We start from the raw sequence: 24,305 nt of genomic DNA on the forward strand, positions 1-24,305 counted from the left end.
GGCACCGGGAGCTAGACAAGGCCACCGCGAAGCGGCCCGCACACGACCTTCCCCCGAAGGGTATTGTATAGCCGTGGCACTCCCGGCATAATGAGCCGGTCGCAGCCCACGGCAAATGGGCGCGTCGCTATTTCGGCGGGTGATAGGGCCGGCAAGCCCGACGGCCCGCCTATCGCGGTTGAAGCCCATTCCCGGCAAGGAACGGCTTCGGGTGTGTCTAGCACCGCGACCATCCCATCACTGATTTGGTTAAAAATCTAGCGCTCCCCCCTTGAACTGGGCCCTTCTGACCTAAAAATTAATCTGCAGTGGAACGGGCCTCAGTAGTTGACCGTTAACGACCGGTAGGTTAGTTCCTACTGCATACAGCCCCTGGCAGTACGCCTTCCGATCGACCATGGTCGAATATTTCGGGGAGGCCGAGCCCAGGGGCTTTGCCGTTTTGGAAAAGTCTATGCATCCCCACCGTGTTGCCGTGATGGTCGACGGCGGCTTTTTTCTCAAGCGATTACGTCATCAGTTCCCTGATGTGGATCCCAATGATCCGGCCGTCGTTGCCCGACTCATCCATGCGCACGCTATCCGGCACAAATATCAACGGACGGGTAAAGACGAACGAGGACGAGACGTCTTCGAATCCTATGATCTGTATCGCATCTTCTTCTATGACTGTCCGCCCCTCGAAAAGAAGATGCATCGGCCTGTCAGCAAGAAGGCCGTCGACTTCGCAAAAACCGATCAAGCTATTTTCCGCAGATCGCTGCACAACGAACTTCGTAAAAAGAGGAAGGTGGCGCTTCGTCTCGGGCACCTGCTCGCAACGACTGAGTGGCGCCTCAAAAGCGACGTCCTCACCGAGTTGCTGAAGGGTAACATCAAATACGATGAATTGAGCGACGACCACTTCATCCTCAATACCGGACAGAAGGGCGTCGACATGCGCTTGGGTCTCGACGCCGCGGCCTTGTCTTACAAGAGGTTGGTAGATCAGATCGTGCTCGTTATCGGCGACAGCGACTTCGTTCCGGCCGCAAAACTCGCGCGACGAGAAGGCATAGACGTCATTATAGATCCGCTTGGCCAACGGTTGCACGACGAGTTGTTCGAACACACTGATGGCGTACGCACGCCCATTCGACGATCCTTGCGAAAGTTGACGCCAGAAATGGCTGAATCCGGTCTTTCTGCAATCGTTCAAGAAGACGACGACGACTGAATCCCAGGACGCCACCTCCTCAGCTTAAATCCGGCCGAGAAGCTAGCGAGCGCCTTGTCGCGTCCTGAATGAGCAATGGTCGCGATTGCGAACTTCTCCCCGACTTCGCCTTTTGGCGCGCTTCCTTGCGCCTAGTGGTTGCGATAGGATGCGACCCATCCAAATGGGGGAATCGCTACTGTGAAAATGACCGATGGTGAGAAACTGATCGTTCTAATGTTGACCGACATCTCGAAGCGCCTGAAGGGCGAGCCGGATATTGATCCCAAGTTCGTTGAGCAGACGATATATGCTAACCAGCTTTGGGGTTTCGATTGGGAGTTCACCGGCATTCCATTCGAGCGGTCGGACGAAGATCCTCCCGTAGTCATGGAGACGGTCGACATCTTAGAAATGTTCAGCCTGACCATGTTTCATTTCAAAGAGCTGCCGCAATCAGAGCAAGAGCACGTGCGGACCGAATTGGGATACTCTGCGCACGGGCTCGACAAGTTTCCCGGCTTTGACGGCAACAATGATGAGCACATTGGTGTTGCACGCTACTTGGTTGAACAACTGAAGCGATTCAAGGATCTTCCTGGAGCCACGGCCAATTCGCACACGCAGACGTCTCTCCCACGATACCGGAAGATGCTAAGCGTCTATCTGCCGATGCGCGAAAAGCTGGGTAGCGGCCGGCTCACCTCCAAGCAGATTATCGAGATTTTCTCGGCTTGATCGGCGTTCGAGGCGAGGAAAAACCCATCGTGCCAAACTCCGGTCTCTGACACCGCGCACCCTCTTGACCAATCCATTGCGATCGACCGGCGATGACCCGCAAGCCCCCAGCGGCTGGCCGCTGGCCCGGCGCTTGAGGGCCGCCGCCGCTCAGAGACTCAGCTCGCCCGCCCACGCCACTCGCCGTCGAGGAGGAGCTTGGTCAGCTTGCTGATTTCATCTGGTGGGAAAACCTTCCCGCGTCGAAGGGGGTTCTGCCCAGTCAAAAGGCTTTGCAGGCTTTGCGCCGCGGCGTCGCGAGCAGCTTCGTACCAATCAACCTGCTCAGGCCACGAAAAATGCTCCTGCTCGGAGAGTTCGACTAGACGGGTGCGGACGAACAACTCAAATTCCTGAAGCCTTTCCGCGTTGCCGTCGTCGACATAAGCCGCCATCTGGTCGGTCCAAGCTCTGCCCCACCAGTCCGCCTCAATTTTGAACTTTTTATCCATCGACTCACTCCTTCAGAATGCTAGAAGTTGGTCATGTCGAGCAACGCCGCAGGCTATTGCTGGACTGTTGGGAGGCTAGGTTCCCAGCCCTCGGACGGTGGCGGGATGATTCACAAGAATAATTTCGACCTGATGCGACTGATTGCAGCCGCCGACGTCGTCATGCAACACATCGGTCACCTTGGGGTCAAATTGCCGTCGTGGGCCTCGATATCGGTCGTCTCCCTAGCCACCGGCGTTCCGATGTTCTTCGTCATTAGCGGATTTCTCGTGACGGGCAGCTTGCTAGCGAGCGATGGAAGCCTGAAGCGCTATTTCCGAAACCGAGCATTGAGGATCTACCCGGGATTATGGTTCAACCTGTTGTTCATCCTGTCTATGCTCATCGCCTTCGGCGTCGTTCAAATACCGACGTTATTCGCAGTAGGTGCCGTGGAATTCTGGACCGCGATACTGGCCTCCGGATCGATCATCCTCGCAGATCGCACACATTCGTTTCCGTTTTACTGGAATGATGCGGTTAAGTTTTGGCCAGGCGGCGCGCTCTGGACGATCTCGGTAGAGCTCGGCTTCTACCTGCTACTGCCCTTGCTGCTCCCGCCGGTTGCCCGTTCGCGAAGATGGCTCGCGGCAGGCACCCTTGGAGGCTGCGGCATCGCCTCTTACGCATTCAATGGTATGGTCCCAACAGACAGCATCTGGTTTTTCGCCAGCCCGATTCCGCATTTCTGGATTTTCGCGATCGGAGCAGTTGCACGACTGTTCTGGTCCGAGATTCAAGCTGCCTTCGAAGGCAAGTTTTTATTTTGGTTCGCGATTTATCTAACCGTTCATTTCGTCTCTGGCGATCAATACGGGCCGGCCTACTTTCACCCCGGCCCGCTCGCTACCTCGCTGACGTTCCTCCTCGCCGGATGCGTGCTTTCGTTCGCCTACACCTGGCCAGGAGTCATCAATCTGCACCGTTACGATATCTCCTATGGTGTATACCTACACCATATGCCTGTTCTGATGCTGTTGCTGGCATTTGATTTCCGTGGAATAGTTGGTGTTGCCATCCTACTGCCAGCCACCATTCTCGCCGCCGCGGTCTCATGGATCTTCATTGAGCGGCCGGCACTCGCTCTAAAGCATCAGTTGCCGAAGGAGCAAGTCCCCGTGTCCCAATTGGTTTGACAAACGAAGCCGAGACCCGCGCGCAAGCGCGCGTGAACTCTGAAATTGTTCACGGTCGAATTGTTGATGATGTCCCCGACGATTTGGCTTGCATCGACGACGCAATATTGTGCGTGATCAAGCGTCAGTTGCCCACCGATCTGCTCGACGCGCAAAACAACGTCCTCCGACGCAGGATGAACGGCAGCGCCGCCACCGGTGCCGCCCGAGATCGTGACATTACCGACGGTTCCACCGGCTTGGAAGAAGCCGCCGCCTGTCATCACCAGATGGATACAACTGCTGAAATAACCGGAATTCGCAGAGCCTCCGAAAATCTGTGAGTTGTTGATGAAGTTGCTTCGCGTCCCGCCAGTGTGCAAATCCCCGATGAACGCAATCGTGTTAGCAAAATTAGCCCCGGCATCCGCCGTGCAATACAGGCTGTCGAACGTCGAATAGCCTGCGACGACTAGCGCCGTCGATTTCACCGTGAATGCAGAGCCACCGGTCGAACCCTGCGCGACGATAGTCATATGCTCCAGGCCGATATTTTGAACACCAACAAAATTGAAGCATCCGCGCGACGCGTCGGCCTCATTGTAAGCACGGCTAATCGCCGTGACGCCCGGCCCGAGAATGCCACGGCCTGCCCCGATCAGCCGAAACGGCTGCGTGATGTCGGGCAATGCCGTGGAAAGCTTGAACAGGCCAGGGGCAAGAACAAAGACAGACAGCCCCTTCGTGGCGGCAAACGCCATCCCGCGCTGGAAAGCGGCATTGTTGTCGCTCGCTCCCGTGTCGTCGGATCCGAATTGTGAGAGAAAAATCGCGCCTTCCGGCGAAGGTTCAAAATATCGACCGTTGGTCAGAATATATTCGCCGTGTGCAGGCGCCACATTTGGCGAACATGGGGTCCAGTAGCCACGGCCTTTTCCGGCCGCCACTCGACCGTCCGTATATAGATACGGCACATAAGAGGGTGTTGCGAAGGCCGTTGCGGCAGCTTTGGTCGGGAATGCCCAGAGGGCCGTCGTCGAGGACGCCGCCGCCAGGACAGTATCTCTGGCATCCTCTGCTGCGTCCTTGGCAGCCACGGCATCCGCAACAAGAGCATCGCCATCTAGTGCGCCGACCGCCACCAGCAACTGGTAATGGTCGGTTGCCCAGCACATGAGCGCGGCGCTACCCATGATAAGCGACCCGCTCGCCAGGTTGGCGTTCAGTGCGTTCTTGATCGGGACCGCGGGCGTTCCGTTGATGGCAATGGTCGTCGACCCCGTGTTGTTTGCGGTCGGGACGAGCAGATAGAGATGCCGACCAGGCGCAAGCGGCGTCGAAGGCGCCGTGGCCACGATCGCGTTGCCGGTACCGCCGGTCACCGTCAGAGGAATAATAGCATCCGGCAAGTCGCCGATGCGCGACCACGAGCCCGAGCCTGAGGTGCCGGACTTCACATAGATGCCGTTGTTGGCCGCCGTGCTGTCGGCGTAGACCATCGCCAGAGTGTTAGCACCGTGTGCCAGGTCGGCGTCGAGCGCGGCCTTGGTTGCGTAGCCGAGACCGAGTTGCGCAAGCAGCGACTCCAGCATCGAGCCCCATTGAAGCACATCGCGCTTGTTGACGGGATGGGGACCGCTGCCCGGAACTCCGTCCGTATTATAAAGACGCCAGATTTCCCGCGCGGACAGTATCGCATTCATGGTCGAGCAATCCTCTTTATCTACACGTACCGAACATCTTCAGCGCGCGACTTTCCGCTTCGCGGGTCGTGCGTCACTTCGTACAGAACCATGTCGCCAATCCGAGGGATGATGCGATTGCGAATGTCCCTGATGTGCGCGAAGCAATCAGCGCTACCGTCATCAGGTTTGATGAAGCCAAAGCCGCGGTCATCATTCCACGAAACAATCTTCCCTCTGGCCATCAGTGCACCGTTGCAGTTTTCGCTTCGGCCATTGTGCCATCGACGATCTCTTCGGCCGACTTGAACAGATCACGTTGAATATTACGAAGGGCATCATCTCGATATTTCTGCCAGGCTGGGGCCATCTCTTCGAGCCACGCGTCAATTTGTTCGCGCGATTGTCCTGCCTTCGCGCGGGAGGCAGCAGCATCGACAATAACCTCTTTGAGTCTATTGATAAGGCAGCGACTCAACTGTTCGCGCAACATTTCCATACCTTCATCGCTCTGTCGGATCAGCAGAAGTGCGGCTGCTTGGGTTTCGGTCATCGCGCGTCACGCCCCCGTTTTACAGCCAACCTGAATCCGCTATCCGCATCGCCTGGCTTTTCTCCAGGCTGCGTGTCCCGCTGAGCGATGAAATACGATCCGCCGTGTGTGACACCGTGGCCGTGCTTGTAGCCGCGATCCTGAGCCCAAACGCCGGCATCTTCGAACACCGGCCGCGCTTCGAGAGCTTCAATGCGTCGGTTCAAGGCTTTCGTGGTATCCTCGACAAGCGCCCGCAAGCGCATTTCAAGATCATGGCGTCGATCGCGCCCGAGCAGCACCAGGGTTCGTATCTCTGTCGCAAGCTCAGCAATTGCCTTCACAAGGCCCATGTGCGTCGAAAACTGATACCGCAGCTGCGTGTCCAGCTTCCCGTTGCTCTCCGTATCTGTCTTCACGAGTTGCATAGTCTGCATAATCTCGCTGACGCTAAACGATAGGAGACTATTGCTGAACTTTGCGAAGTCGCCTTTCGCCATCGGAACGCAATCCAAGCCCGCGCGCGGATCTGGCGCATCCAGCGCAATGATCGGTGGCTCGTACAATTTGTTCGGGTCAAGCGTCATCGAACCCGCTCCGTCTCCGCCACGATCGCGTCCAATACCGGAATGGATCGCGGCAATTCCTTATCGTGCGATCCTTCTTTCGCGAGAGTCGTCATGATGGCGTTGTACCGGCCAACTGCCGCATAAAGCGCCTCGCGCGCCGCGGCGATATCAGCCGCGTACAGGGCGCGAGCCGGCTCGAGCGCCTCCGCTACGGCCTTCACTGAGTCGGGTCGGATGGCCTCAACACCGCGATGAAGATCAAGGGCCGTCTTGCGAAGCGCACCGATCGTAGCATTCAGTTCTTCAACGCGGCGCTGCGCGCCGCAGCGCTGTTCGTCCGACATTGGATTGGAGACCGATCGAAACTGCAGTCTGTCACGGTGGCCGGCTAGCTCATTGTTAGCGGCGTCGAGTTCCGCATTTGCTTCGCGAAGCTGACGCTCCAACTCAGTCAGTTCGGGGTGCCTGGCATGGGCGGCAACCGCGGCGACATCTGCATAGGCATTCATCTTTGATCTCCTGCGAAACAGCATCAATGCACCGTCGGCAAAACAATCTGGACCGGCTCGTCCTGCCTCACCGTCGTGCGAAAATTGTAGGTTGCCCCGCTGATGTTCGTAATCTCGACACCCAACACGACACCACCCTCTCGGACTAAAGGCATTGCCTGCTCTGCGGCATCGCCAGTTGATACGATCCAGAGCAACGCCTCCACGACGCCGTTAGCGGTTGCGGGATCAATGTGATGTTCGCCGGTTCGCAGCGCCTGGATGACGAAATCTTTGCTCGCGTCGCGATGATCCGCGTCGGGCTGTTGGCGAAGAATATCGCCCCACCGCTCCACGATCGCGTCGATATTGCCGCAAGGCACTTGCGCTGTGAGGTTTGCCTCACCAAGCTCTGCTCGAAGTTGGAAGGTTTCCATCGTTCTAACCTATGAACAACATTTGATACTTCTTCGGCTTCTCGGTCGCGGCGAGTGTTGCCATGCCGACGGACATCGCGAGCGAAACCGCGCCATCGATGCGTGACGTAGCCTTGTCTTTGGCGAACATCCGGTGACCTGTTCTGTTTTGCTCATAGATGACGCCAGTCATGCACATGCGCTGAACCGGGTTGGTCTCGATGACAATCCGCTCCTCGACGACGGCCGCTTCCAGTTTATTGATGCTGTCCGGCATCCAGAGATAAACCTCTTCCGCGCCGGTAGAGGTCTTGCCCTTCTCAGTCTCAGAGACGACGCGACGCTGGAAGCCTTGCGGGTGAACAACACACGGCAGCGAGAGACCACGCTCAGTTAACTGGTCGCGGAGTTGCTCCAGGCCGTACTGGTCGCACCCGATCGACACAGGCTGGTATTTCGCGCAAATGCTGCCGAGCGCGTCGGCCACCCAGCCGTAGCCGATCCGCTTACCCGGCACGGCCTCCATGAAGTTATCCTTCACCCAGCCTGCATATGGCGCGCGATCGATCTTGCCGCGCTCCAGGAGCGTATCCTTCGGGGTCCAAAACCAGGTTTTGGCGGCAAATCGCCACTTGTCCCTGGTCGAATCGAGAAGCCACGTGAGCGTGAACGCGGTCAGGTCTTTCGCGCGGCTGAGATCGAGGCCGCCGTAGCATGGCCGTCCGCTTTCGGACAAAGCATCGGCGTCAACCGCGCCGAAGATGAGCTCCAGCGCGGAGCGCGAGAAGGCCGACGTCTCGGACTCCGTCCACTCGCAGAAATGCAGGCGCCGAACCATCGCTTCCTTGCTTGGCATACCTTTCGCTTCGTTCACCTGTTCGCGGATGAACTGCGGCTTGATGGTGGCGCCGAGCGTCGGATTTGCCTTTGGCCAGCAAGTCTCATCCTCGAACGGATCGTCACCTTCGTCGAGCGCGCAGACATAGGAGAACCAGGCGTCGTTCTCCTCATCTCCGTGCGCGACCTTGATGGAGTATTCGTGCTCCTGCCAGCACACCGATTTGCGATCGAAGCCGGAATTAGTGATCTCGACGATCAATGCGTCCTGGTTGGCCTTGGTGCCGGCGCGGAGCATCTCGATAACGGAGTTGTCGAAGTGCTCGTGGATCTCGTCGACCAACGCACAGAAAGGCCGAATACCACTCTTGCCGCGCTTGTCGGTCGATATCGGTTTGAAGAAGGACGACTTCGAGACGTCGGTCAGCTGCCACACCGGGTTGACACCTGACGGCACGAGCCGCTTGTTGAGCTGCGGCGAGCGCTCCCACATTGCCACGACATCGCGGAACAGGATCGCCGCCTGGTCCTTATCAGTTGCCGCAGAGTAGACCTCTGCACGGAGCTTGTTCTGCGATAGGAGCATGTACAGGCCGATGCCGGCGGCCATCGGGGATTTGCCGCTGCCCTTGCCGGCTTCGATATAGGCGCGGCGGAATCGTCGGAGGCCGCTTTCCTGCTTCCAACCGAACAGGGATCCAACGATGAATGCCTGAGACGGATGCAGCAGAAAAGGCACGGCCTGGCTGACGATTTGGCCGTCATCATCGGTCCGCTCAACTTCAACTGTGAGCACGTCCCGGAAGAAGCCGATCGCGCGCTTCACGGCTGCCTTATCCCACACCAGGCCGCGGGTCTCGCAGGTCTCCAGATCGCGAAGATGGCGCGCGCAAGCCGCCCGCACATGCGGCCCCGCGACCACCTTACCGGCGATCATGTTGAGTGCATAAGCCGTCGCCGGATCAGGCGAAGTACTTCTGCGTCGGGTCGTCGGCTTCTTCGCCATTCGCCTTCACTCTGGACCTTGAACTGGGTGTCATTCCGAATTCGGCCAACCAAGCGCGGATGCGCCGATCGGCATCGTTTTTTTGCGCGACAGCCGGATGCACGCGGTGCATCTTGTCGCCGGTGGCGGTGTCGGTCGTGTAGTAGGAGCTGCCAAACGTCTTGAGCTCATCGCAGGCGGCGAGGTAGTCGGCATAGGCCTCAGCCAGTAGCTCGAGAGCCATGGCGTCGACCTCAGCAAGCACACCCATGCGGTCCAGCAGACCCGTCACATAGCCGAAAGTTTCGCGCGCCTTGGCGCTCATGTGAGCCGGCGCAGAAGGTCGTGACCTAGCAGCCTTGGGCTCACGACCATTCAACGGCCGCCTACCAGGGTTGCCGGTAACCAGTTTCAAATGGGTCGGCTTCGGCTTCCTACCCCTCAAGACACTTTTTTCCTTTCAATTTCGCGACTGTGCGTAGAACTCGTCCGCGCCGGAGGAGGAGCCGCGCCCTGTAGAGACCGACCAGTCCCCCCCATACCCTGGATTGCCTCCATAGCGCGGCATGCGTCGAGGTAGCTGTCTCGGAGCAGTCGACGTGGCACATGGATGCCCGACGCCGACACGGAGCGCGCCAACGATGGCCACGCTGGATCGGGCAAGCTAGTCATGCGGTCGACGTGGTGAAGCAGTCCGATCTCGATCGCCACGACAAGATGGAGCGGATCCTCGGTAAGCATCTCTTGCCTGGACCAGTCTGGGTCTGCTCCCGCCCTCCACCGAAGCAGGTCAACTAGGTCCTCATCGCTCTTGGTCAGGCCATTCAACACGTCGAGCAAAGCCGTAGCCGTGACCATGGGAGGCAAGGTGTCGCGCTCGCGCCTGGTCTGATGCAAGAGCAGACAAGCATCGGATGACGCGCAACGCAGCGATGCAGCTAGTAGAACGTCGATCGCAGCGGATTCACATTTGCCGCGAACAAACGCCGATACCGGCAATGGCTGAGCTCTCAGCGCTGTATAAATCCGATGGGCCTCGGCGACTTTACCGCCAGCACTCGTGATCCTCAGGTGAATGTGCTTGTAGCACCGAATCAGCAGCCGATCCCTGATCGATGCGAGGCTGAGTTCTGCTTGCTCGCCGATATCGCCAACCAAGTCTAGGACCAGCGTCTCAGGGGTGATCAACGCTTCGTCGCCGATCTGCTTGCGAACAGCCTTGCCGCTGGCCTGCAGAGCCGCAAGATCAATCGTGCCTTTGGCGATTTCTTCACTCATTGAAGCGGCCACCCGTCGGCGCCAACGCCTTTAGCGAGAGGACGGCCGCGCTTCTCCGCCGCCTGCTTGGTGGCGTCGTGATGCGGCTTGCAAAGAGACTGGAACGGCCCGCTCCAAAACTTCACGGGATCGCCGCCATGCGGCTCCACGTGGTCTACGATCGTCGCAGGCTCGATGACTTCCGCGTCTAAGCAGAATTTGCAGAGCGGATGCACCTGCAACTGCTTCGCGCGGAGACGCTTCCATCGCGCCAAGCCGTACCATGGCCTGTAGGCCTGTGCTTCATCGCTTCGATTGTCGGTTTTCGATCGCATGATTCGAGAGATATCGGAGATCGAAACGACGCGCCTAAACGTTTACCGGGCGAAGTAGCGGCTTTTTCACGTGAAACGATCAGGCCTTGATCTCCTTCGGATCGATGCCGGCCAGACGCATGACGCCGAGTCCGATCGCCCTAAGATCGCGAGCTTCTTCCTCCTCGTAGGTGATCAGACCCCTTGCTCGCAGCTCCGAAGCGAGCTCGGCGGTGTCGGGGATCGGTAGCTTTGCCGGATCCGGAGCGGCCGAACGCGCCTCAGCAGCCTCGTGATTGTGATAGTCGCTCTTGCAGTTGCTATCGCAAAAAAACGCGCCACGGCGCTTGTGGCTGATGTCTTTGCCGCATCCTGGAGCCTTGCAGGTGCGGGAGATCGGTTCCGCGGGAGAACCGATCGCTGGACGATCACCGCCGTCCATTGTGGCCTCCCAACAGCCACTCGCGAAGCACCATCGCAGCAGCGTCCGCCTGCAGGTCGGTTTCGAACCGATAGGCCGAAAGCCACTTGTGAACCGCATTGGAGTAGCCCACGGCGAAGCGCTTGGCCCCGTCCGGCTCGTTGAACGTCAGAACCTGGACGCGAGCGTTGAGCGTCCGCTCGGCGATCTGATGCGCAAGCAACAAGCGCTGTTCGCTCATGTGACCTCGCTAAGCACGTAGCTTTGACGACGCCGGCCGACCACGTCAAAATGGATAACCCGCAGAGCCGGCCGAGAGACGCGCCAACAGCGACCAATCTCGGCCGCGTAATCCGACAGCAACCGACTGCGGATGAATTCCGAGGGCACGGAAAGCACTAGCTCTGCGCCGCCGCGGTCTTCGAGCACATCGAGCCTCTTGAACCAGGATGCGGCGATACCTGCGCCATACCTGACCAACAGAAGTTTGCCGGGCGACCCAAGGTGATCCAGGTCGACGACGGCCGTCTTGACTTGCACCGCCCCCAAGCTCGACGCCGCTTCATCGATCGCATCGAGCACGGATTTAATCGGCGGTAGGAAGCCGTTCGCTTCGATGAGCCGATCGCTTGCTCGCGCCAGCGTCGCCACGCTGGGTCGCCTTACTAAAACCAGTTCCAGGAGTTTTTCGGCATACGCGGCAAGGTTTTTTTTCGGAGCGTTCGGGAAGCATTCGATCAGCGCCGTCAGCGCATCGAGGATCTCACCGCGTTCTGCCTGCAGGTCGGTATTGGATTTGATCACGCGGAGCGGCTTCATCGCAGCGCCTCCAAAGCAGCTAAGGCACTTTCCACGCCTACCATTGCCGCAGCGGGCTTACGCTTCAGGCAGCCGCTGATGAAGGCGACGGGATCCTGCGCCTCCTCGCTCTGCGCTCGTTTTACGGCTTCGAATATCTCATCGTCGGCGTGCTCGCGTCGCCACTTGCCGACAACGCTGCGAGCATTGCGATCGGACACGCCAGCGGAGACCTGGAACTTCCTGCACTCGCCGAACAGCGCTCCCACGACGGTGGTTAGCTCTGCCGCTGTCGGAGTTTTCGCCTGTTCGGACTTCTGCCTTGGAAGTTCGATAACGTTGCTGGGAGGGCTCGCGCGCGAAGTGCAGCTCTCTTCAGAGAGCTGAGAGTTATTATTATTATTTATTATTATACTTTGCGCCGGTTTTTGATCGGATGGTGTGCCGTCTTGCGTGCCAAGTTGCGCTTCATTTTGCGCATCAACTTGCGCGCCATCGCCACTCCCTTCAGAACTCGTCTTCTTCTGGAAAACATCGTAATTATGGATAGTTACGATCGTCCCGTCACGAGTGGTCTGCGTGCCAATTAGCGGGCCATCTTGCGGTCCGTTTTGTGGGCCATTTTGCGTCGTCGTCTGCGTGCCGTTTGCGTGCCAACCGGAGATGCGGTCGAGAAAGCGCCGGACGGCCTGTTCGGACCATTGCCAGCGCTTCGCCAAGAACCTAACCGACACCAGTAGTTGCCCACGCTGCAGGTCGACGAAGCCACGTGCAAGGCGCACTCGCTGCGGCCTCCAAGCCGCCCTGGCAATCATGTCGACGAACGCCTGGACCTCCGTAAACGGCTCCCGCGCGAGCCGGTCATCATCCAGAAGCCAGCGGGGGACGGCGACATAGCCGGCATACTTTTCCGGTCGTGTCATGGCCGCACCGCCTTCCTCGCCAACGCGGCCGCGTAGGCGGCCGCCATGGCGGTTCCGGATTGCGCCTCCGGTGACTGGCTGCTAAATTCCGTGGTGCTAGCCCGTCCTATTCGTGAGAGTGCGGCTTTTGGGCCCGATTGATGCGGCCGCACATCTTGTCTGACGAGGCGCACAGGATTGCCTTCGGCTTTTCGCCGCCTGACGACCGGTACTTTGCAACGCGCTTGAGGGATGGGTTGGGCGAACGGGGGCGGACGCCCCGCCGGTCAAGGACCGAGCGGCAGCAGCGCGCCGGGCAAGCCGCAGATCAGGTCGGCTTCGGGACATGCCGCGGCAAACGCAAGGCGAATGCGGCTCGTGGTCTCGACGACACGGGCGGCGATTTTCAAGAGCCGAAGACGCAGCGTCGCGAACTCGGCAGCGGCCAATTCCCGGGCTTTGGGAATGGCGTCGCGCACGGTCAGCATCAGCCAATAAGCGGCCGTATGGAGCACGAGACGGACCTGGTTGGCGAGCGCCGAACGGCAGCTGGTGCGATCGGAGGCGAGCTGCGTCTTATGCAGCTTGATCAGATTCTCGGCTTGGCCGCGCGCGCAATACAGGCTGTCGTAGATCCACTCGGCCGAGCCGACATCGAGGCTGGTGACGACGAAGCGGATGTCGAGGCCGAGCATCGTCGCCTCAATACGGGCGACAGTGCGCCGTTCGCGATCCCAGGACTTTGCCTTGTGGCGCGTCTCGGTATAGCCACGCAGAACCGGCAGGTTCTCGATGGCGCGTCGCGTGCGGATGTCGTCGGCGACCTCGTCGACTTTTCTGGCGAGAGGCTTGGTGCCGGACAGACCGAAGATGTAGTCGATGCCGTTGGTCTCGCACCACGCCATGGCCTCCGGCCGGGCATAGTGCCCGTCGCCACGGAACGTAATTTGCGTGTTGTGCCATCGCGTCCGGATATGCCGTACCAGGCGGCGCAGATGGGCACGCACCTCGACGCCGCCCGGCGTCTTGCCGGGCCGCAGCACGACGGCCACGGGCCGGCTCTTCTCCGTGTCGTAGACGTGGATCGGCAGGAAGCAGCGTTCGTCATAATGAGCGTTGAACAGCGAGAGCTGCTGATGGCCGTGGACGACGTCGCAGGTATCATCGATGTCGAGCGTGACGGATGCCGGCTCGTGGGGGTAGCTATCCATCCATGCGTCGACCAAAATGTAGGTCAGCCGGATCACGTCGCGCAGGCGCGGAGCATTCTCCAGCCGCGACAGCGTCGGCTGGGAACACAAATCCCGGCCCGTGTCCGGCAGCCGTCCGCAGGCCAGTTTGAATGCCGGATCGGACCTCAGATGATCGAGGTCGTCGGCGTCCTCGTAGCCGCAGCAGATCGCGAACATGCGAGCGCGGAGCATATCGACCAGGCTGTGCACGACCCGCGTCGGATCGCGCCGATCCGGGAACACCCGGGCCAGATTGTTGGCCAAACCGAGACGCCGCTCGGCCATCGCCAGAAGCATCACGCCCCCGTTCGAGGTTAGGCGCCCACCATCGAAGGCAGCTGTGACTTTCTTGGCGTGAACGGCTGGAAACGAGAAGGGCGGAATCGTATCGTCGGTCATGGCGGGCGTGGCGTTCGCGGTTGGAGGTGATGGGGTTGGCTTCGCAACCGAATCCTACGCCGCATCAGCGCTTTACCCCTCAGGCGCACTCTTACGAATAAGACGGGCTAGACTTTTGATTGCGATCTGGGCTGCCATTCGCCGTGGCGGCCCTTCGCTTTTCTGAAGAACAGCTATCGAACAAACTCCCCGAGTTTTCCCCCACGATTCGACGCAGGTTCGATCTCCGTTCACCGCCCAGCAGCGGGGGAACGGGGAGTGCTCGTTTCGAGAAGTGCTGTTTTTCAAGGGGTTTGGTGGTGCTGCCAGACAGGATTGAACTGTCGACCTCTCCATTACCAATGGAGTGCTCTACCACTGAGCTACGGCAGCATGTGCTGGGATAAGAATCGGCCGCCAAGGGGGCCTACCAAGCGGGCCGATATCTGCCACAAGCCCCCCTCCTGTGCAAGCTTGCTAGCTCCGCCAAAACGAGAAAATCGGGTCGATATCGGGGCCAAAATGCCCGTTTTCAGGTGAAAGTATCGACTTCCCGCCGATTTCGGTTCCGATATCCCCGGCCAACTGGCCAGTTGGCCGCGGCATGGCATTCGGCACATTTTGGATTTCGCACGAACAGTTCGCGAGGGGCCTCTTGAGCTGCCGCATTCTCCGGGCATGTTATCGCGGATCGCTGGTATGGACCGCTGATGGCTGACGAGAACGACAAGAGCACGAGACAGGCGAGGGGGGCGCGGGACGACCGGCTGAAATCGGCGCTGCGCGAAAACCTGAAGCGACGGAAAGTGCAGGCGCGCGAACGCGCCGCAATCACCGACCCCTCGCAGAACGACGATGCTTCCCTAGATGAGGGGACCCGCCGGCAAGACCGGCGATTGAAGACTGGCGATTAGAATTTTTGGAGTGCATGGACGTGGCAACGGGGCAGGACGAGCAGCAACGAAACGATGGTGACGCGCAGATGTCGCGGTTCACGCGCCCTGAGCAGACCTTTCCGGCGCTGACATCGGCCGAGATCGAGCGCATGCGGAATTTCGGCGAGGTCCGCACTTACGCTGACGGCGAATTCCTGTTCGAGACCGGCAAGCCCGGACCGGGCATGTTCGTCGTGCTGAAGGGCCACGTCGCCATCACCCAGCGCGACGGGCTCGGCAATGTCACCCCGCTGATCGACCAGGGGCCGGGGCAATTTCTGGCCGAGCTCAGCCAGCTCTCGGGCCGGCCGGCACTGGTCGACGGCCGCGCCGAAGGCGAGGTCGAGACACTGCTGCTGCCGCCGCCCCGCCTGCGCGCGCTGCTGGTCGCCGAGGCCGAGCTCGGCGAGCGCATCATGCGCGCGCTGATCCTGCGCCGGGTCAATCTGCTTCAGGCCGGCGTCGGCGGTGTGGTGCTGATCGGTCCCTCGTATTCGGCCGGCGTGGTGCGCTTGCAGGGCTTCCTCACCCGCAACGGCCAGCCGCATCATCTGCTCGATCCCGAGCGTGACCGCGACGCCGCCGAGGTGATCGCGCGCTATTCGCCGAAGCCGGAAGACTGGCCGCTGGTCGTCGCGGCGAGCGGTGAGGTGCTGCGCAACCCCAGCGAAACCGAGGTTGCGCGCGCGATCGGCATGATCGGCGGCCCCCGCAACGACCGCATCTACGATGTCGCGATCGTCGGCTGCGGACCCGCCGGGCTGGCAACCGCGGTGTATGCAGCCTCCGAAGGGCTCTCGGTTGCCGTGCTCGACACCCGCGCCTTCGGCGGCCAGGCCGGTGCCAGCGCGCGCATCGAAAACTATCTGGGCTTTCCGACCGGCATTTCCGGCCAGGCCCTGACCGCGCGCGCGTTCAACCAGGCGCAGAAGTTCGGCGCCGACATCATGATCCCCGTCACGGTGAAGTCGCTCGACTGCACGCGCAAGGACGGTGCTTTTGCGGTGACGCTCGACGGCAGCGATCCCTTGCGCTCGCGGGCAGTCGTGGTTGCGAGCGGCGCGCGTTATCGCCGCCCCGAGATCGAGAACCTCGACAAGTTCGAGGGCCGCGGCGTCTGGTATTGGGCCTCTCCGGTCGAGGCGCGGCTCTGCGCCGGCGAGGAGGTGGCCCTGGTCGGTGCCGGCAATTCGGCGGGGCAGGCGGCCGTGTTCCTGTCGGGACACGCCAAGAAGGTGCTGATGATCATCCGCGGCGGCGGCCTGGGCGCCAGCATGTCGCGCTATCTCATCGAGCGCATCGAAGCGACACCCAACATCGAATTGATGTTCAACACCGAGATCACCGCGCTCGAGGGCGACGAAGCCTCGCTGCTGCGGCGCATCCGCTGGAAGAGCCGGCTGTCGAGCGATGAAGACTCTGCCGACATCAAGAATCTCTTTTTGTTCGTCGGTGCCGATCCCGCCACCAACTGGCTCGACGGCTGTGGCGTCACGCTCGATCGCGGCGGCTTCGTCGTGACGGGCGCGCAGTCCGAGCTGAACCAGGGCAAGCTGGTGGCCCCACTGGAGACCTCGGTGCCCGGCGTCTACGCGGTCGGCGACGTCCGCTCCGGCTCGGTCAAGCGCGTCGGCGGCGCCATCGGCGAAGGCGCGCAGGTCGTGGCCTCCCCTGCACGGCTATCTCGGCGACGCCGCAAAACCGGCGCTTTAGTCAAGGACAAGACAAGCAGACGGCAGACGGAATCTCACTTGCCATCTTGCCGTGTCCCACGGACTATCGCCCCGTCGCGAGGCCAATCGCGCGTGGAAGAACAAAAGATTCACAAGGGAGGACTAAATGGCCGAACTCGTCGTGCTCTACAAGACGCCCAAAGACGCCGCCGCCTTCGACAAGCATTATGCCGAGACCCACATTCCGCTCGCGAAGAAACTTCCCGGCCTGAAGAAATACGCCGTCAGCACGGGCGCAGTCGGCTCGCCCGCCGGACCATCGGGCGTCCACCTCGTCGCCATTCTCAGCTTCGACAGCGTGGGCGACATCCAGAAGGCCTTCGGCAGCGAAGCTGGCAAGGCGGCCGCGGGCGACGTGCCGAAATTCGCCAGCGGCGGCGCCGATCTGCTGATCTTCGACACCAAGGAAGTCTGAGCGCGCGCGAAGCGTCTCGCCAAATTCGATTCAACTTTCGTCGAAGACCTGCAAGCTCGTAGCCCGGATTTAGCTTCGCCCCATCCGGGCTGCAAACTGCTCTCGTTTGTGACAGCGGTGCAAAAAATTCAGTCATGCGTTTGTCGATTCGCACGACGGCGCATGGCTCCGCACGAGCCTGTGACATCGCGCATGTAGCCATTCAATGAGGGCCGTAATACCATCCAAAGCTTCCAAACGGAGAGAGTGAGATGATGCTTGGATTGAGCCTGCCCGCCTTCACGTTGGTCCATGTCATCATCAGCCTGATCGGCATCGTCGCCGGCCTGGTCGTGATGTTCGGCCTGCTCGGGTCGAAGCCGATGCCGGGCCTCACTGCGATCTTCCTGCTATTCACGATCCTCACCAGCGTCACCGGCTTCCTGTTTCCGTTCAAGGAGCTGCTGCCCTCGTACATCATCGCCGGCATCTCGCTGGTGCTGCTCGCGATCGCCTGCCTCGCGCTCTACGGAATGAAGCTCAAAGGGGTCTGGCGGCCGGTCTACATCGTGACCGCAATGATCTCGCTCTATTTCAACGTCTTCGTGCTGGTGATCCAGTCGTTCCTGAAGGTGCCGGCGCTCGCCGCGCTCGCGCCTGCCGTGCCGCCGAATCCGCCGGGAGGCCCCGTCTTCGCCGTGGTGCAGGGCATCGTGCTGGTGTTCTTCGTGGTGCTGACCATCGGCGCCTGGCGCCGATACAAGCCGATGACGTTTGCCTGATCGCACGTTCACGGTCGGTGCGCGGCATCGACCTCGTGACATCGCCCGACCATCTCCGGATTGCCGGCTCGCGTTTTGCGAGCCCCGGATTGATTTTCACTGAAGGAGCCATTCATGCCCACCATCACCACCAAGGACGGCGTCGAGATCTTTTTCAAGGATTGGGGTTCGGGCCAGCCGATCGTGTTCAGCCATGGCTGGCCGCTGTCGGCCGACGACTGGGACACGCAGATGATATTCTTCGCCAATCACGGCTACCGCGTCATCGCCCATGACCGCCGCGGCCACGGCCGCTCCTCGCAGGTCGCCGACGGCCACGACATGGATCACTATGCCGACGATCTCGCGGCGGTGACCGCGCATCTCGACCTCAAGAACGCCATCCATGTCGGCCACTCCACCGGCGGCGGTGAAGTCGTGCACTACATCGCGCGTCACGGCGAGAGCCGGGTGGCGAAGGCTGCGATCCTCTCGGCGGTGCCGCCGCTGATGGTGCAGACGGCGACCAATCCCGGTGGCCTTCCGAAGAGCGTGTTCGACGATCTCCAGAAGCAGCTCGCCGCCAGCCGCACCGGCTTCTACCGCGACCTCGCTTCCGGTCCTTTCTACGGCTACAACCGTCCCGGCGCAAAGCCGTCGGAAGCGGTGATCCAGAACTGGTGGCGCCAGGGCATGATGGGCGGTGCGAAGGCGCATTACGACGGCATCGTCGCGTTCTCGCAGACCGATTTCACCGAGGACCTGAAGAAGATCAGCGTGCCCGTTCTGGTGATGCACGGCGACGACGACCAGATCGTTCCCTACGCCGATTCCGGCCCGCTGTCGGCCAAGCTGCTGAAGAACGGCACGCTCAAGACCTACAAGGGCTTCCCGCACGGCATGCCGACCACGCACGCCGAAACCATCAACGCGGACCTGCTCGCGTTCTTCAAGGGGTGAGGGAGTCTTCCTTCTCCCCTTGTGGGAGAAGGTGGCGCGAAGCGCCGGATGAGGGGTCTGCTTCAACGAGTCGAACTGCAAGAGTTCACGCGCGGAGACAACCCCTCACCCGTCTCAATCGCGCGAAGCGCGATTGATCCACCCTCTCCCACAAGGGGAGAGGGGAAGAGCGTCACTTCAAGATCGCCCTGATCGCATCGAACGTGCGCTTCACGAAAACCTCCGGTTTCTCCCGCACATCTTCGCCGATCCAGTTTTCGCCGCCGACGCGCATCGCGCCGGTGGCGATCATGGCGACGAGCCGTGCCTTCAGCCTGTCCGATTTGGTTTTGGCACGCTGCGAAAGCCCTTCGGCCAGTGCGCGCTCGAGCTTCTCGTATTTGAGCTGGTCGCGCGCGTGAAGCGCGGGATTGTCGCGCTTGAGCCGCGACATCGCCGCGGCTTCCGCCGGGTCGATCCGCCTGACCGCCGCCGCGATCGCATTCTCCGCCGCCGTCAGCATGGTTTCGCCCGCTGGCCGCGCCACGACCTCTGCGACCAGCGCGCTTGCTGCGCCCTCCTGCCAGGCGGCGACCACGTCCTCTTTCGACGCGAAGTAGTGGAAGAAGCTGCGGCGTGACACGTCGGCCGCGGTCGCGATGTCGTCGATGGTCGTGGCCTCGAAGCCGCGCTCCAGGAACAGCGCCATCGCCGCGCGGGTCAGCCGCTCGCGGGTCTCTTGCAATTTACGCTGGCGCAGGCCGGGACCATCAGGGGATTTTGCTCCTGCCGGCAATGGCTTGGCGCCTGTCCTGACCGATTTCCCGCCGGGCTTCGAAGCCTTCAAATTATTTCACCTCTTGCAAACTTGCACTCAGTGCACATTTAGACCGGTCGCGGGGCTTTTCCAGCCCCGAACGGAGATACGGCATGACCGACTGGAGCATGGCAGACATCCCTTCCCTCGGCGGCAAGACCGCCGTCGTGACCGGGGCGACGGGCGGCCTCGGCTACGAGACGGCGATGGCGCTGGCGGGCGCCGGTGCCATTGTCATACTCACCGGACGCAACGACGCAAAGGGCCTGCGGGCGATCGAGGGCATTTGCGAGCGGTTTCCCAACGCATTGATCGCCTACGAGCATCTCGATCTCGCCAGTCTCGCCTCCGTCGCCGATTTTACCAGGCGCTTTGCCGCCAGCAACGAGCAGCTCGATCTCCTGATCAACAATGCCGGCGTGATGGCGCTGCCGAAGCGGCAGCAGACGGAGGATGGTTTCGAGATGCAGCTCGGCACCAACTATCTCGGCCATTACGCGCTGACGGCACAGCTGTTGCCGCAGCTCCGCCGCGCGAAAGCGCCGCGCATTGTCAATCTGTCAAGCCTCGCGCACCGCTCCGGCGCGATCAATTTCGACGATCTGCAAGGCAAGCGTTCCTATCGTCCCTGGCGCGCCTATTGCCAGTCCAAGCTGGCGATGCTGATGTTTTCGCTGGAGCTGCAGCGCCACAGCCTCGCCGCCGGCTGGGGCTTGACGAGCCTTGCTGCCCATCCCGGCTACGCGCGGACCGATCTCATTCCGAACGGGCCGGGCGCCGACACCTTCCAGTCGCGTGTCAGCCGTTGGCTCCAGCCTTTCATCAGCCACTCTGCAGCCGAAGGCGCGCTGCCCACGCTGTTCGCGGCAACCTCTCCGGCTGCAGAGCCCGGTGGCTATTACGGTCCGAACTGGTTCTACGAATTGAAGGGGCCGCCCGCGCCGGCGAAGATCATGCCGCAGGCGAAGGATTTCGCCGCGGCCGCCATGCTGTGGGATGTCTCGGCGACGTTGACCGGTGTATCCTTCGACGAGATCGCGGTCGCCGCATGAGCCGCGGGCCGGGTGGGGACGTCACGATGCAAGTCATCATCTTTGGCGCGACCGGGATGGTCGGGCAGGGCGTATTGCGCGAATGCCTGATCGACACCGGCATCGACCGCGTGCTCGTGGTCGGCCGCAGCCCGACCGGCGTGCGCAACGCCAAGCTCACCGAAATCACGCACGGCGATTTCACCGACTACTCGGCGATCGAAGCGCAGCTCACGGGCTTCGATGCCTGCTTCTTCTGCCTCGGCGTCTCCTCGATCGGCATGAGCGAGGATCGCTATCGCCATCTCACCTACGATCTCACGCTCGCGGCGGCGACGACGCTCGCGAAGCTCAATCCGCAGATGACGTTCGTCTACGTCACCGGCGCCGGCACCGATTCCACCGAGCAGGGATCGCGGATGTGGGCGCGGATCAAGGGCAAGACCGAAAACGATCTGCTCAAGCTGCCGTTCCGGGGGGCCTACATGTTCCGCCCCGGGGCGATCCAGCCCCTGCACGGCGCCCGCTCCAAGACCGCCTGGGTGCAGGCCGTGTATGCCGCAACCGGGCCGCTCTGGTCGGCGCTGCGCCGGATCTCGCCGCGGCTCGTCACCTCGACCGAGCAGATGGGCCGCGCCATGATTCGTGTCGCCCGGGAGGGGTATCCGCGGAAGGTGCTGGAGATGGAGGATATCAATAGCCTCTAGCCGGCTAGCCCGTTAGTTTCACGGAAATTTCCGCGTCCGCGCGCGTTGAGCCTTATCGGCCCCCGAGGAGAAATGCCGGCGATGTCTCCCCAGCTCAAACTGATCGCGCTCGACGCCGACGATCTCGCCGTGATCTCGACCCATGTGCAGGACGCCCGCGTCCAGGCCGCCGACATCATCTGGCGGCAAAGCGAGAAGCGGCTGGTGGTCGGGATGAGCCGGCTGGATTGGGAGCAGTCGCTGGACGGCGAGGCCGAACCCCGCCGGCTGGTCGCCGCGCTCCGCTTCGACCGCGTGCTCGCCTGCAAGTCGCGCAACATCGACCTCGGCGCACCGGACGAGGTTCTGGACCTCGTCGGCATCGAGTTTCACTCCCAGGACGGCCGCGACGAGGAGCCCGGGGGCAGCGCCCTGCTGCTGTTCGCCCATGGCGGCGCCATCCGCCTCGACGTCGAATGTCTGGAATGCGAATTGACGGATCTGGGGGCGGACGAGCTCGGGGCGGGACTGGGCATCGAGGAGGAGGGGTGAGTTGGCCGGTATACCAGTCAAGCCAAGTCGGGACGCTGCCGGAACGGCATCTCCCGAGGGTTGACGCAGCTTCCCCGCCGCGCCATTGAGCAGGGGGTCGGGTGAGCCAAGCCGCCCCAAAGACCAGCCGGAAGCCAAGCCAAAAATGCCCGTTCGTCTCGACCGCAGCAGCGCCGATTTTGACCAGCGATTCGCGGCCTTCCTCGCCGCCAAGCGTGAGGTCTCGGCCGACGTCGAGGCCGCCGTGCGCAGCATCGTCGACGACGTCGCCAGGCGGGGCGATGCGGCCCTGCTTGAGGCCACGGCAAAGTTCGACCGGCTGAAGCTGGATGCATCCGGCCTGCGCGTCACCGCCGCCGAGATCGAGACGGCCGTGAAGGCCTGCGATGCCGCGACGCTGGATGCGCTCAAGCTCGCGCGCGACCGCATCGAGACCTATCACCGCCGCCAGCTTCCGAAGGACGAGCGCTTCACCGATCCGCTCGGCGTCGAGCTCGGCTGGCGCTACACCGCCATCGAATCCGCGGGCCTCTATGTGCCCGGCGGCACCGCGGCCTATCCCTCCTCTGTGCTGATGAACGCCGTACCCGCGCAGGTCGCCGGCGTCGCGCGCCTCGTCATGGTGGTGCCGTCGCCGGACGGCAAGCTCAACCCGCTGGTGCTGGCGGCCGCTTCGCTTGGCGGCGTCAGCGAGATCTACCGCGTCGGCGGCGCGCAGGCCGTGGCGGCGCTCGCGCACGGCACCGCCACGATCGCGCCGGTGGCCAAGATCGTCGGCCCCGGCAACGCCTATGTCGCCGCCGCAAAACGGCTGGTATTCGGCAAGGTCGGTATCGACATGATCGCCGGCCCCTCCGAGGTGCTGGTGATTGCCGACGACACCGGCAATGCCGACTGGATAGCCGCTGATCTGCTGGCGCAGGCCGAGCATGATGCCAGCGCGCAATCGATCCTGATCACGGATTCCGCGCACCTCGCCGCCGATGTCGAAAAGGCCGTCGAAGCGCAACTGAAGACATTGCCGCGCGCCGCAATTGCCGGCGCCTCCTGGGCCGATTTCGGCGCCATCATCATGGTCAAGAATCTTGCCGACGCCATTCCGCTCGCGGATGCGATCGCGGCCGAGCATCTCGAGATCATGACTGATGATCCCGATGCGCTTGCCGCAAAGATCCGCAACGCCGGTGCGGTGTTCCTCGGCGCGCATACGCCGGAGGCGATCGGCGATTATGTCGGCGGCTCCAACCACGTGCTGCCGACGGCGCGCTCGGCGCGATTCTCCTCGGGCCTCGGAGTTGCCGACTTCATGAAGCGCACCTCGATCCTGAAATGCGGCCCGGACCAGCTGCGTGCGCTCGGACCTGCCGCGATGACGCTCGGACAAGCGGAGGGGCTGGACGCTCATTCGCGCTCGATTGGATTGCGCCTCAATCTGTCATGACCCAGCCGCCGGAACAGGACGACTCGACCAATCGCATCGTCGCGGTCACCCTCGACGAGGACTCGATCGGCCGTTCCGGGCCCGACATCGAGCATGAGCGCGCGATCGCGATCTACGATCTGATCGAGCAGAACCTGTTCGCGCCCGATGGCGCCGACGGGAAGGGGCCGTTCACGCTGCATATCGGCATCACCGGCAGCCGGCTGATGTTCGACATTCGCCTTGAGGACGGCGCGCCCGTGGTCGCGCATCTGTTGTCGTTGACACCGTTCCGGCGGATCGTGAAGGACTATTTCATGATCTGCGACAGCTACTATCAGGCGATCCGGACGGCTACGCCGGACAAGATCGAGGCCATCGACATGGGCCGCCGCGGCATCCATGACGAGGGATCGCGCACGCTCCAGGAGCGGCTGAAGGGCAAGGTGCGGGTCGACTTCGAGACCTCGCGCCGGCTGTTCACGCTCATCACCGTCCTGCACTGGAAGGGTTAGGCGCATGATCCCGAAAAGTGGGCACCGGTTTTCGGACCAGATCATGCGCGAGACAAACGGCTTAATGGCCCGGAAAAATGTGCAGCGGTTTTCCGACAAGGCCATGCCCTCTTTCAAAAGAGGCTAGGCGCG

Annotated in this window: 28 protein-coding genes, 1 tRNA gene and 1 pseudogene; 13 read left to right on the forward strand and 17 right to left on the reverse strand. The window is 61.6% G+C overall.

The genetic code is table 11. From position 1 onward, the window contains the following. The first annotated feature begins 397 nt into the window (after positions 1–397). Positions 398–1,216 (forward strand): NYN domain-containing protein, encoded by an 819-nt coding sequence (locus J4G43_RS04945; protein WP_208084179.1) that lies wholly within the window; start codon positions 398–400, stop codon positions 1,214–1,216. Between the two features lie 186 nt (positions 1,217–1,402). Next, on the forward strand, positions 1,403–1,933 hold the full coding sequence (locus J4G43_RS04950; protein WP_225005651.1) for a YfbU family protein: 531 nt from the start codon (positions 1,403–1,405) through the stop codon (positions 1,931–1,933). 158 nt (positions 1,934–2,091) lie between these two features. Here J4G43_RS04950 and J4G43_RS04955 read toward each other — a convergent pair whose 3' ends face one another. After that, complete coding sequence (locus J4G43_RS04955; protein WP_208084181.1) at positions 2,092–2,424, reverse strand: hypothetical protein; 333 nt, start codon at positions 2,422–2,424, stop codon at positions 2,092–2,094. Between the two features lie 33 nt (positions 2,425–2,457). Here J4G43_RS04955 and J4G43_RS04960 point away from each other — a divergent pair, with 33 nt between their 5' ends. Then, positions 2,458–3,600, forward strand: coding sequence for an acyltransferase family protein (locus J4G43_RS04960; RefSeq protein ID WP_208084182.1), 1,143 nt, complete (start codon positions 2,458–2,460; stop codon positions 3,598–3,600). Here the strand turns inward: J4G43_RS04960 and J4G43_RS04965 are convergent. The 15 genes from J4G43_RS04965 to J4G43_RS05030 all read right to left on the reverse strand — a co-directional run bounded on the left by J4G43_RS04965 (position 3,558) and on the right by J4G43_RS05030 (position 14,783). Continuing rightward, positions 3,558–5,282: a hypothetical protein gene (locus tag J4G43_RS04965; protein WP_208084183.1), complete on the reverse strand. Its 1,725-nt coding sequence runs from the start codon at positions 5,280–5,282 to the stop codon at positions 3,558–3,560. The two genes, J4G43_RS04960 and J4G43_RS04965, sit on opposite strands and share 43 nt — an antisense overlap. A 20-nt stretch (positions 5,283–5,302) precedes the next feature. Next, the gene (locus J4G43_RS55840; protein WP_208084184.1) at positions 5,303–5,506 is read right to left on the reverse strand and encodes a cold-shock protein; all 204 of its coding nucleotides are present in this window, start codon (positions 5,504–5,506) and stop codon (positions 5,303–5,305) included. After that, on the reverse strand, positions 5,506–5,814 hold the full coding sequence (locus J4G43_RS04970; protein ID WP_208084185.1) for a hypothetical protein: 309 nt from the start codon (positions 5,812–5,814) through the stop codon (positions 5,506–5,508). The genes J4G43_RS55840 and J4G43_RS04970 overlap by 1 nt, the downstream gene beginning before the upstream one ends. Continuing rightward, complete coding sequence (locus J4G43_RS04975) at positions 5,811–6,380, reverse strand: hypothetical protein (protein WP_208084186.1); 570 nt, start codon at positions 6,378–6,380, stop codon at positions 5,811–5,813. Before J4G43_RS04975 ends, J4G43_RS04970 begins: the two co-directional genes overlap by 4 nt. Next, entirely contained in the window at positions 6,377–6,871 is a 495-nt protein-coding gene (locus tag J4G43_RS04980) for a hypothetical protein (protein ID WP_208084187.1), read from the reverse strand. Before J4G43_RS04980 ends, J4G43_RS04975 begins: the two co-directional genes overlap by 4 nt. Before the next feature lie 23 nt (positions 6,872–6,894). After that, on the reverse strand, positions 6,895–7,287 hold the full coding sequence (locus J4G43_RS04985; RefSeq protein WP_208084188.1) for a hypothetical protein: 393 nt from the start codon (positions 7,285–7,287) through the stop codon (positions 6,895–6,897). A 4-nt stretch (positions 7,288–7,291) separates the two neighbouring features. Further along, positions 7,292–9,109, reverse strand: coding sequence for a terminase large subunit (locus tag J4G43_RS04990; RefSeq protein WP_225004622.1), 1,818 nt, complete (start codon positions 9,107–9,109; stop codon positions 7,292–7,294). Continuing rightward, a complete protein-coding gene (locus J4G43_RS04995; RefSeq protein ID WP_208084189.1) occupies positions 9,066–9,413 on the reverse strand; it encodes a phage terminase small subunit P27 family in 348 nt (115 codons plus the stop codon). Before J4G43_RS04995 ends, J4G43_RS04990 begins: the two co-directional genes overlap by 44 nt. Positions 9,414–9,529: 116 nt before the next feature. Next, complete coding sequence (locus J4G43_RS05000; RefSeq protein ID WP_208084190.1) at positions 9,530–10,366, reverse strand: ATP-dependent Clp protease proteolytic subunit; 837 nt, start codon at positions 10,364–10,366, stop codon at positions 9,530–9,532. Between the two features lie 393 nt (positions 10,367–10,759). Then, positions 10,760–11,101 carry a hypothetical protein gene (locus J4G43_RS05005; RefSeq protein ID WP_208084191.1) on the reverse strand — a complete coding sequence of 114 codons (342 nt, stop codon included), beginning with the start codon at positions 11,099–11,101 and terminating at the stop codon, positions 10,760–10,762. Then, positions 11,088–11,321 (reverse strand): hypothetical protein, encoded by a 234-nt coding sequence (locus J4G43_RS05010; RefSeq protein WP_208084192.1) that lies wholly within the window; start codon positions 11,319–11,321, stop codon positions 11,088–11,090. Before J4G43_RS05010 ends, J4G43_RS05005 begins: the two co-directional genes overlap by 14 nt. Then, positions 11,318–11,899, reverse strand: coding sequence for a DnaA N-terminal domain-containing protein (locus tag J4G43_RS05015; protein ID WP_208084193.1), 582 nt, complete (start codon positions 11,897–11,899; stop codon positions 11,318–11,320). Before J4G43_RS05015 ends, J4G43_RS05010 begins: the two co-directional genes overlap by 4 nt. Beyond that, entirely contained in the window at positions 11,896–12,801 is a 906-nt protein-coding gene (locus J4G43_RS05020; protein ID WP_208084194.1) for a hypothetical protein, read from the reverse strand. Before J4G43_RS05020 ends, J4G43_RS05015 begins: the two co-directional genes overlap by 4 nt. Before the next feature lie 266 nt (positions 12,802–13,067). Further along, a complete protein-coding gene (locus tag J4G43_RS05025) occupies positions 13,068–14,411 on the reverse strand; it encodes an IS1380-like element ISBdi2 family transposase (RefSeq protein WP_208084195.1) in 1,344 nt (447 codons plus the stop codon). 297 nt (positions 14,412–14,708) lie between these two features. Then, a tRNA-Thr gene (locus tag J4G43_RS05030) sits at positions 14,709–14,783 on the reverse strand. 317 nt (positions 14,784–15,100) lie between these two features. On the opposite strand from J4G43_RS05030, the gene J4G43_RS05035 reads away from it, so the two are divergent. The 5 genes and pseudogenes from J4G43_RS05035 (at position 15,101) to J4G43_RS05055 (ending at position 19,173) form a co-directional block, all read left to right on the forward strand. Further along, positions 15,101–15,304 (forward strand): hypothetical protein, encoded by a 204-nt coding sequence (locus tag J4G43_RS05035; RefSeq protein ID WP_208084196.1) that lies wholly within the window; start codon positions 15,101–15,103, stop codon positions 15,302–15,304. A 14-nt stretch (positions 15,305–15,318) separates the two neighbouring features. Continuing rightward, positions 15,319–17,038, forward strand: a pseudogene (locus J4G43_RS05040) (FAD-dependent oxidoreductase). 126 nt (positions 17,039–17,164) lie between these two features. Then, entirely contained in the window at positions 17,165–17,473 is a 309-nt protein-coding gene (locus J4G43_RS05045; protein ID WP_063985878.1) for an EthD family reductase, read from the forward strand. A 251-nt stretch (positions 17,474–17,724) separates the two neighbouring features. Beyond that, entirely contained in the window at positions 17,725–18,234 is a 510-nt protein-coding gene (locus J4G43_RS05050; RefSeq protein ID WP_085400910.1) for a hypothetical protein, read from the forward strand. A gap of 114 nt (positions 18,235–18,348) precedes the next feature. Continuing rightward, a complete protein-coding gene (locus tag J4G43_RS05055; protein WP_208084197.1) occupies positions 18,349–19,173 on the forward strand; it encodes an alpha/beta fold hydrolase in 825 nt (274 codons plus the stop codon). A 172-nt stretch (positions 19,174–19,345) separates the two neighbouring features. On the opposite strand, the gene J4G43_RS05060 is transcribed toward J4G43_RS05055, so the two are convergent. Then, positions 19,346–19,999 carry a TetR/AcrR family transcriptional regulator gene (locus J4G43_RS05060; RefSeq protein ID WP_166348559.1) on the reverse strand — a complete coding sequence of 218 codons (654 nt, stop codon included), beginning with the start codon at positions 19,997–19,999 and terminating at the stop codon, positions 19,346–19,348. An 83-nt stretch (positions 20,000–20,082) separates the two neighbouring features. Between J4G43_RS05060 and J4G43_RS05065 the strand changes: the two genes are divergently transcribed. From J4G43_RS05065 to J4G43_RS05085, 5 genes are all read left to right on the forward strand, one after another. Beyond that, positions 20,083–21,021 carry an SDR family oxidoreductase gene (locus J4G43_RS05065; RefSeq protein ID WP_208084198.1) on the forward strand — a complete coding sequence of 313 codons (939 nt, stop codon included), beginning with the start codon at positions 20,083–20,085 and terminating at the stop codon, positions 21,019–21,021. Between the two features lie 26 nt (positions 21,022–21,047). Beyond that, on the forward strand, positions 21,048–21,707 hold the full coding sequence (locus tag J4G43_RS05070) for an NAD(P)H-binding protein (protein ID WP_028151423.1): 660 nt from the start codon (positions 21,048–21,050) through the stop codon (positions 21,705–21,707). An 81-nt stretch (positions 21,708–21,788) separates the two neighbouring features. Beyond that, on the forward strand, positions 21,789–22,238 hold the full coding sequence (locus J4G43_RS05075) for a DUF2948 family protein (RefSeq protein ID WP_071917090.1): 450 nt from the start codon (positions 21,789–21,791) through the stop codon (positions 22,236–22,238). A 145-nt stretch (positions 22,239–22,383) separates the two neighbouring features. Then, the gene (gene hisD, locus J4G43_RS05080; protein ID WP_208084199.1) at positions 22,384–23,679 is read left to right on the forward strand and encodes a histidinol dehydrogenase; all 1,296 of its coding nucleotides are present in this window, start codon (positions 22,384–22,386) and stop codon (positions 23,677–23,679) included. After that, positions 23,676–24,173, forward strand: coding sequence for a UPF0262 family protein (locus J4G43_RS05085; protein WP_063985874.1), 498 nt, complete (start codon positions 23,676–23,678; stop codon positions 24,171–24,173). The genes hisD and J4G43_RS05085 overlap by 4 nt, the downstream gene beginning before the upstream one ends. The last annotated feature ends 132 nt before the right edge of the window (positions 24,174–24,305 follow it).

Source organism: Bradyrhizobium barranii subsp. barranii (assembly GCF_017565645.3).
GTDB classification, from domain to species: Bacteria; Pseudomonadota; Alphaproteobacteria; order Rhizobiales; family Xanthobacteraceae; genus Bradyrhizobium; species Bradyrhizobium barranii.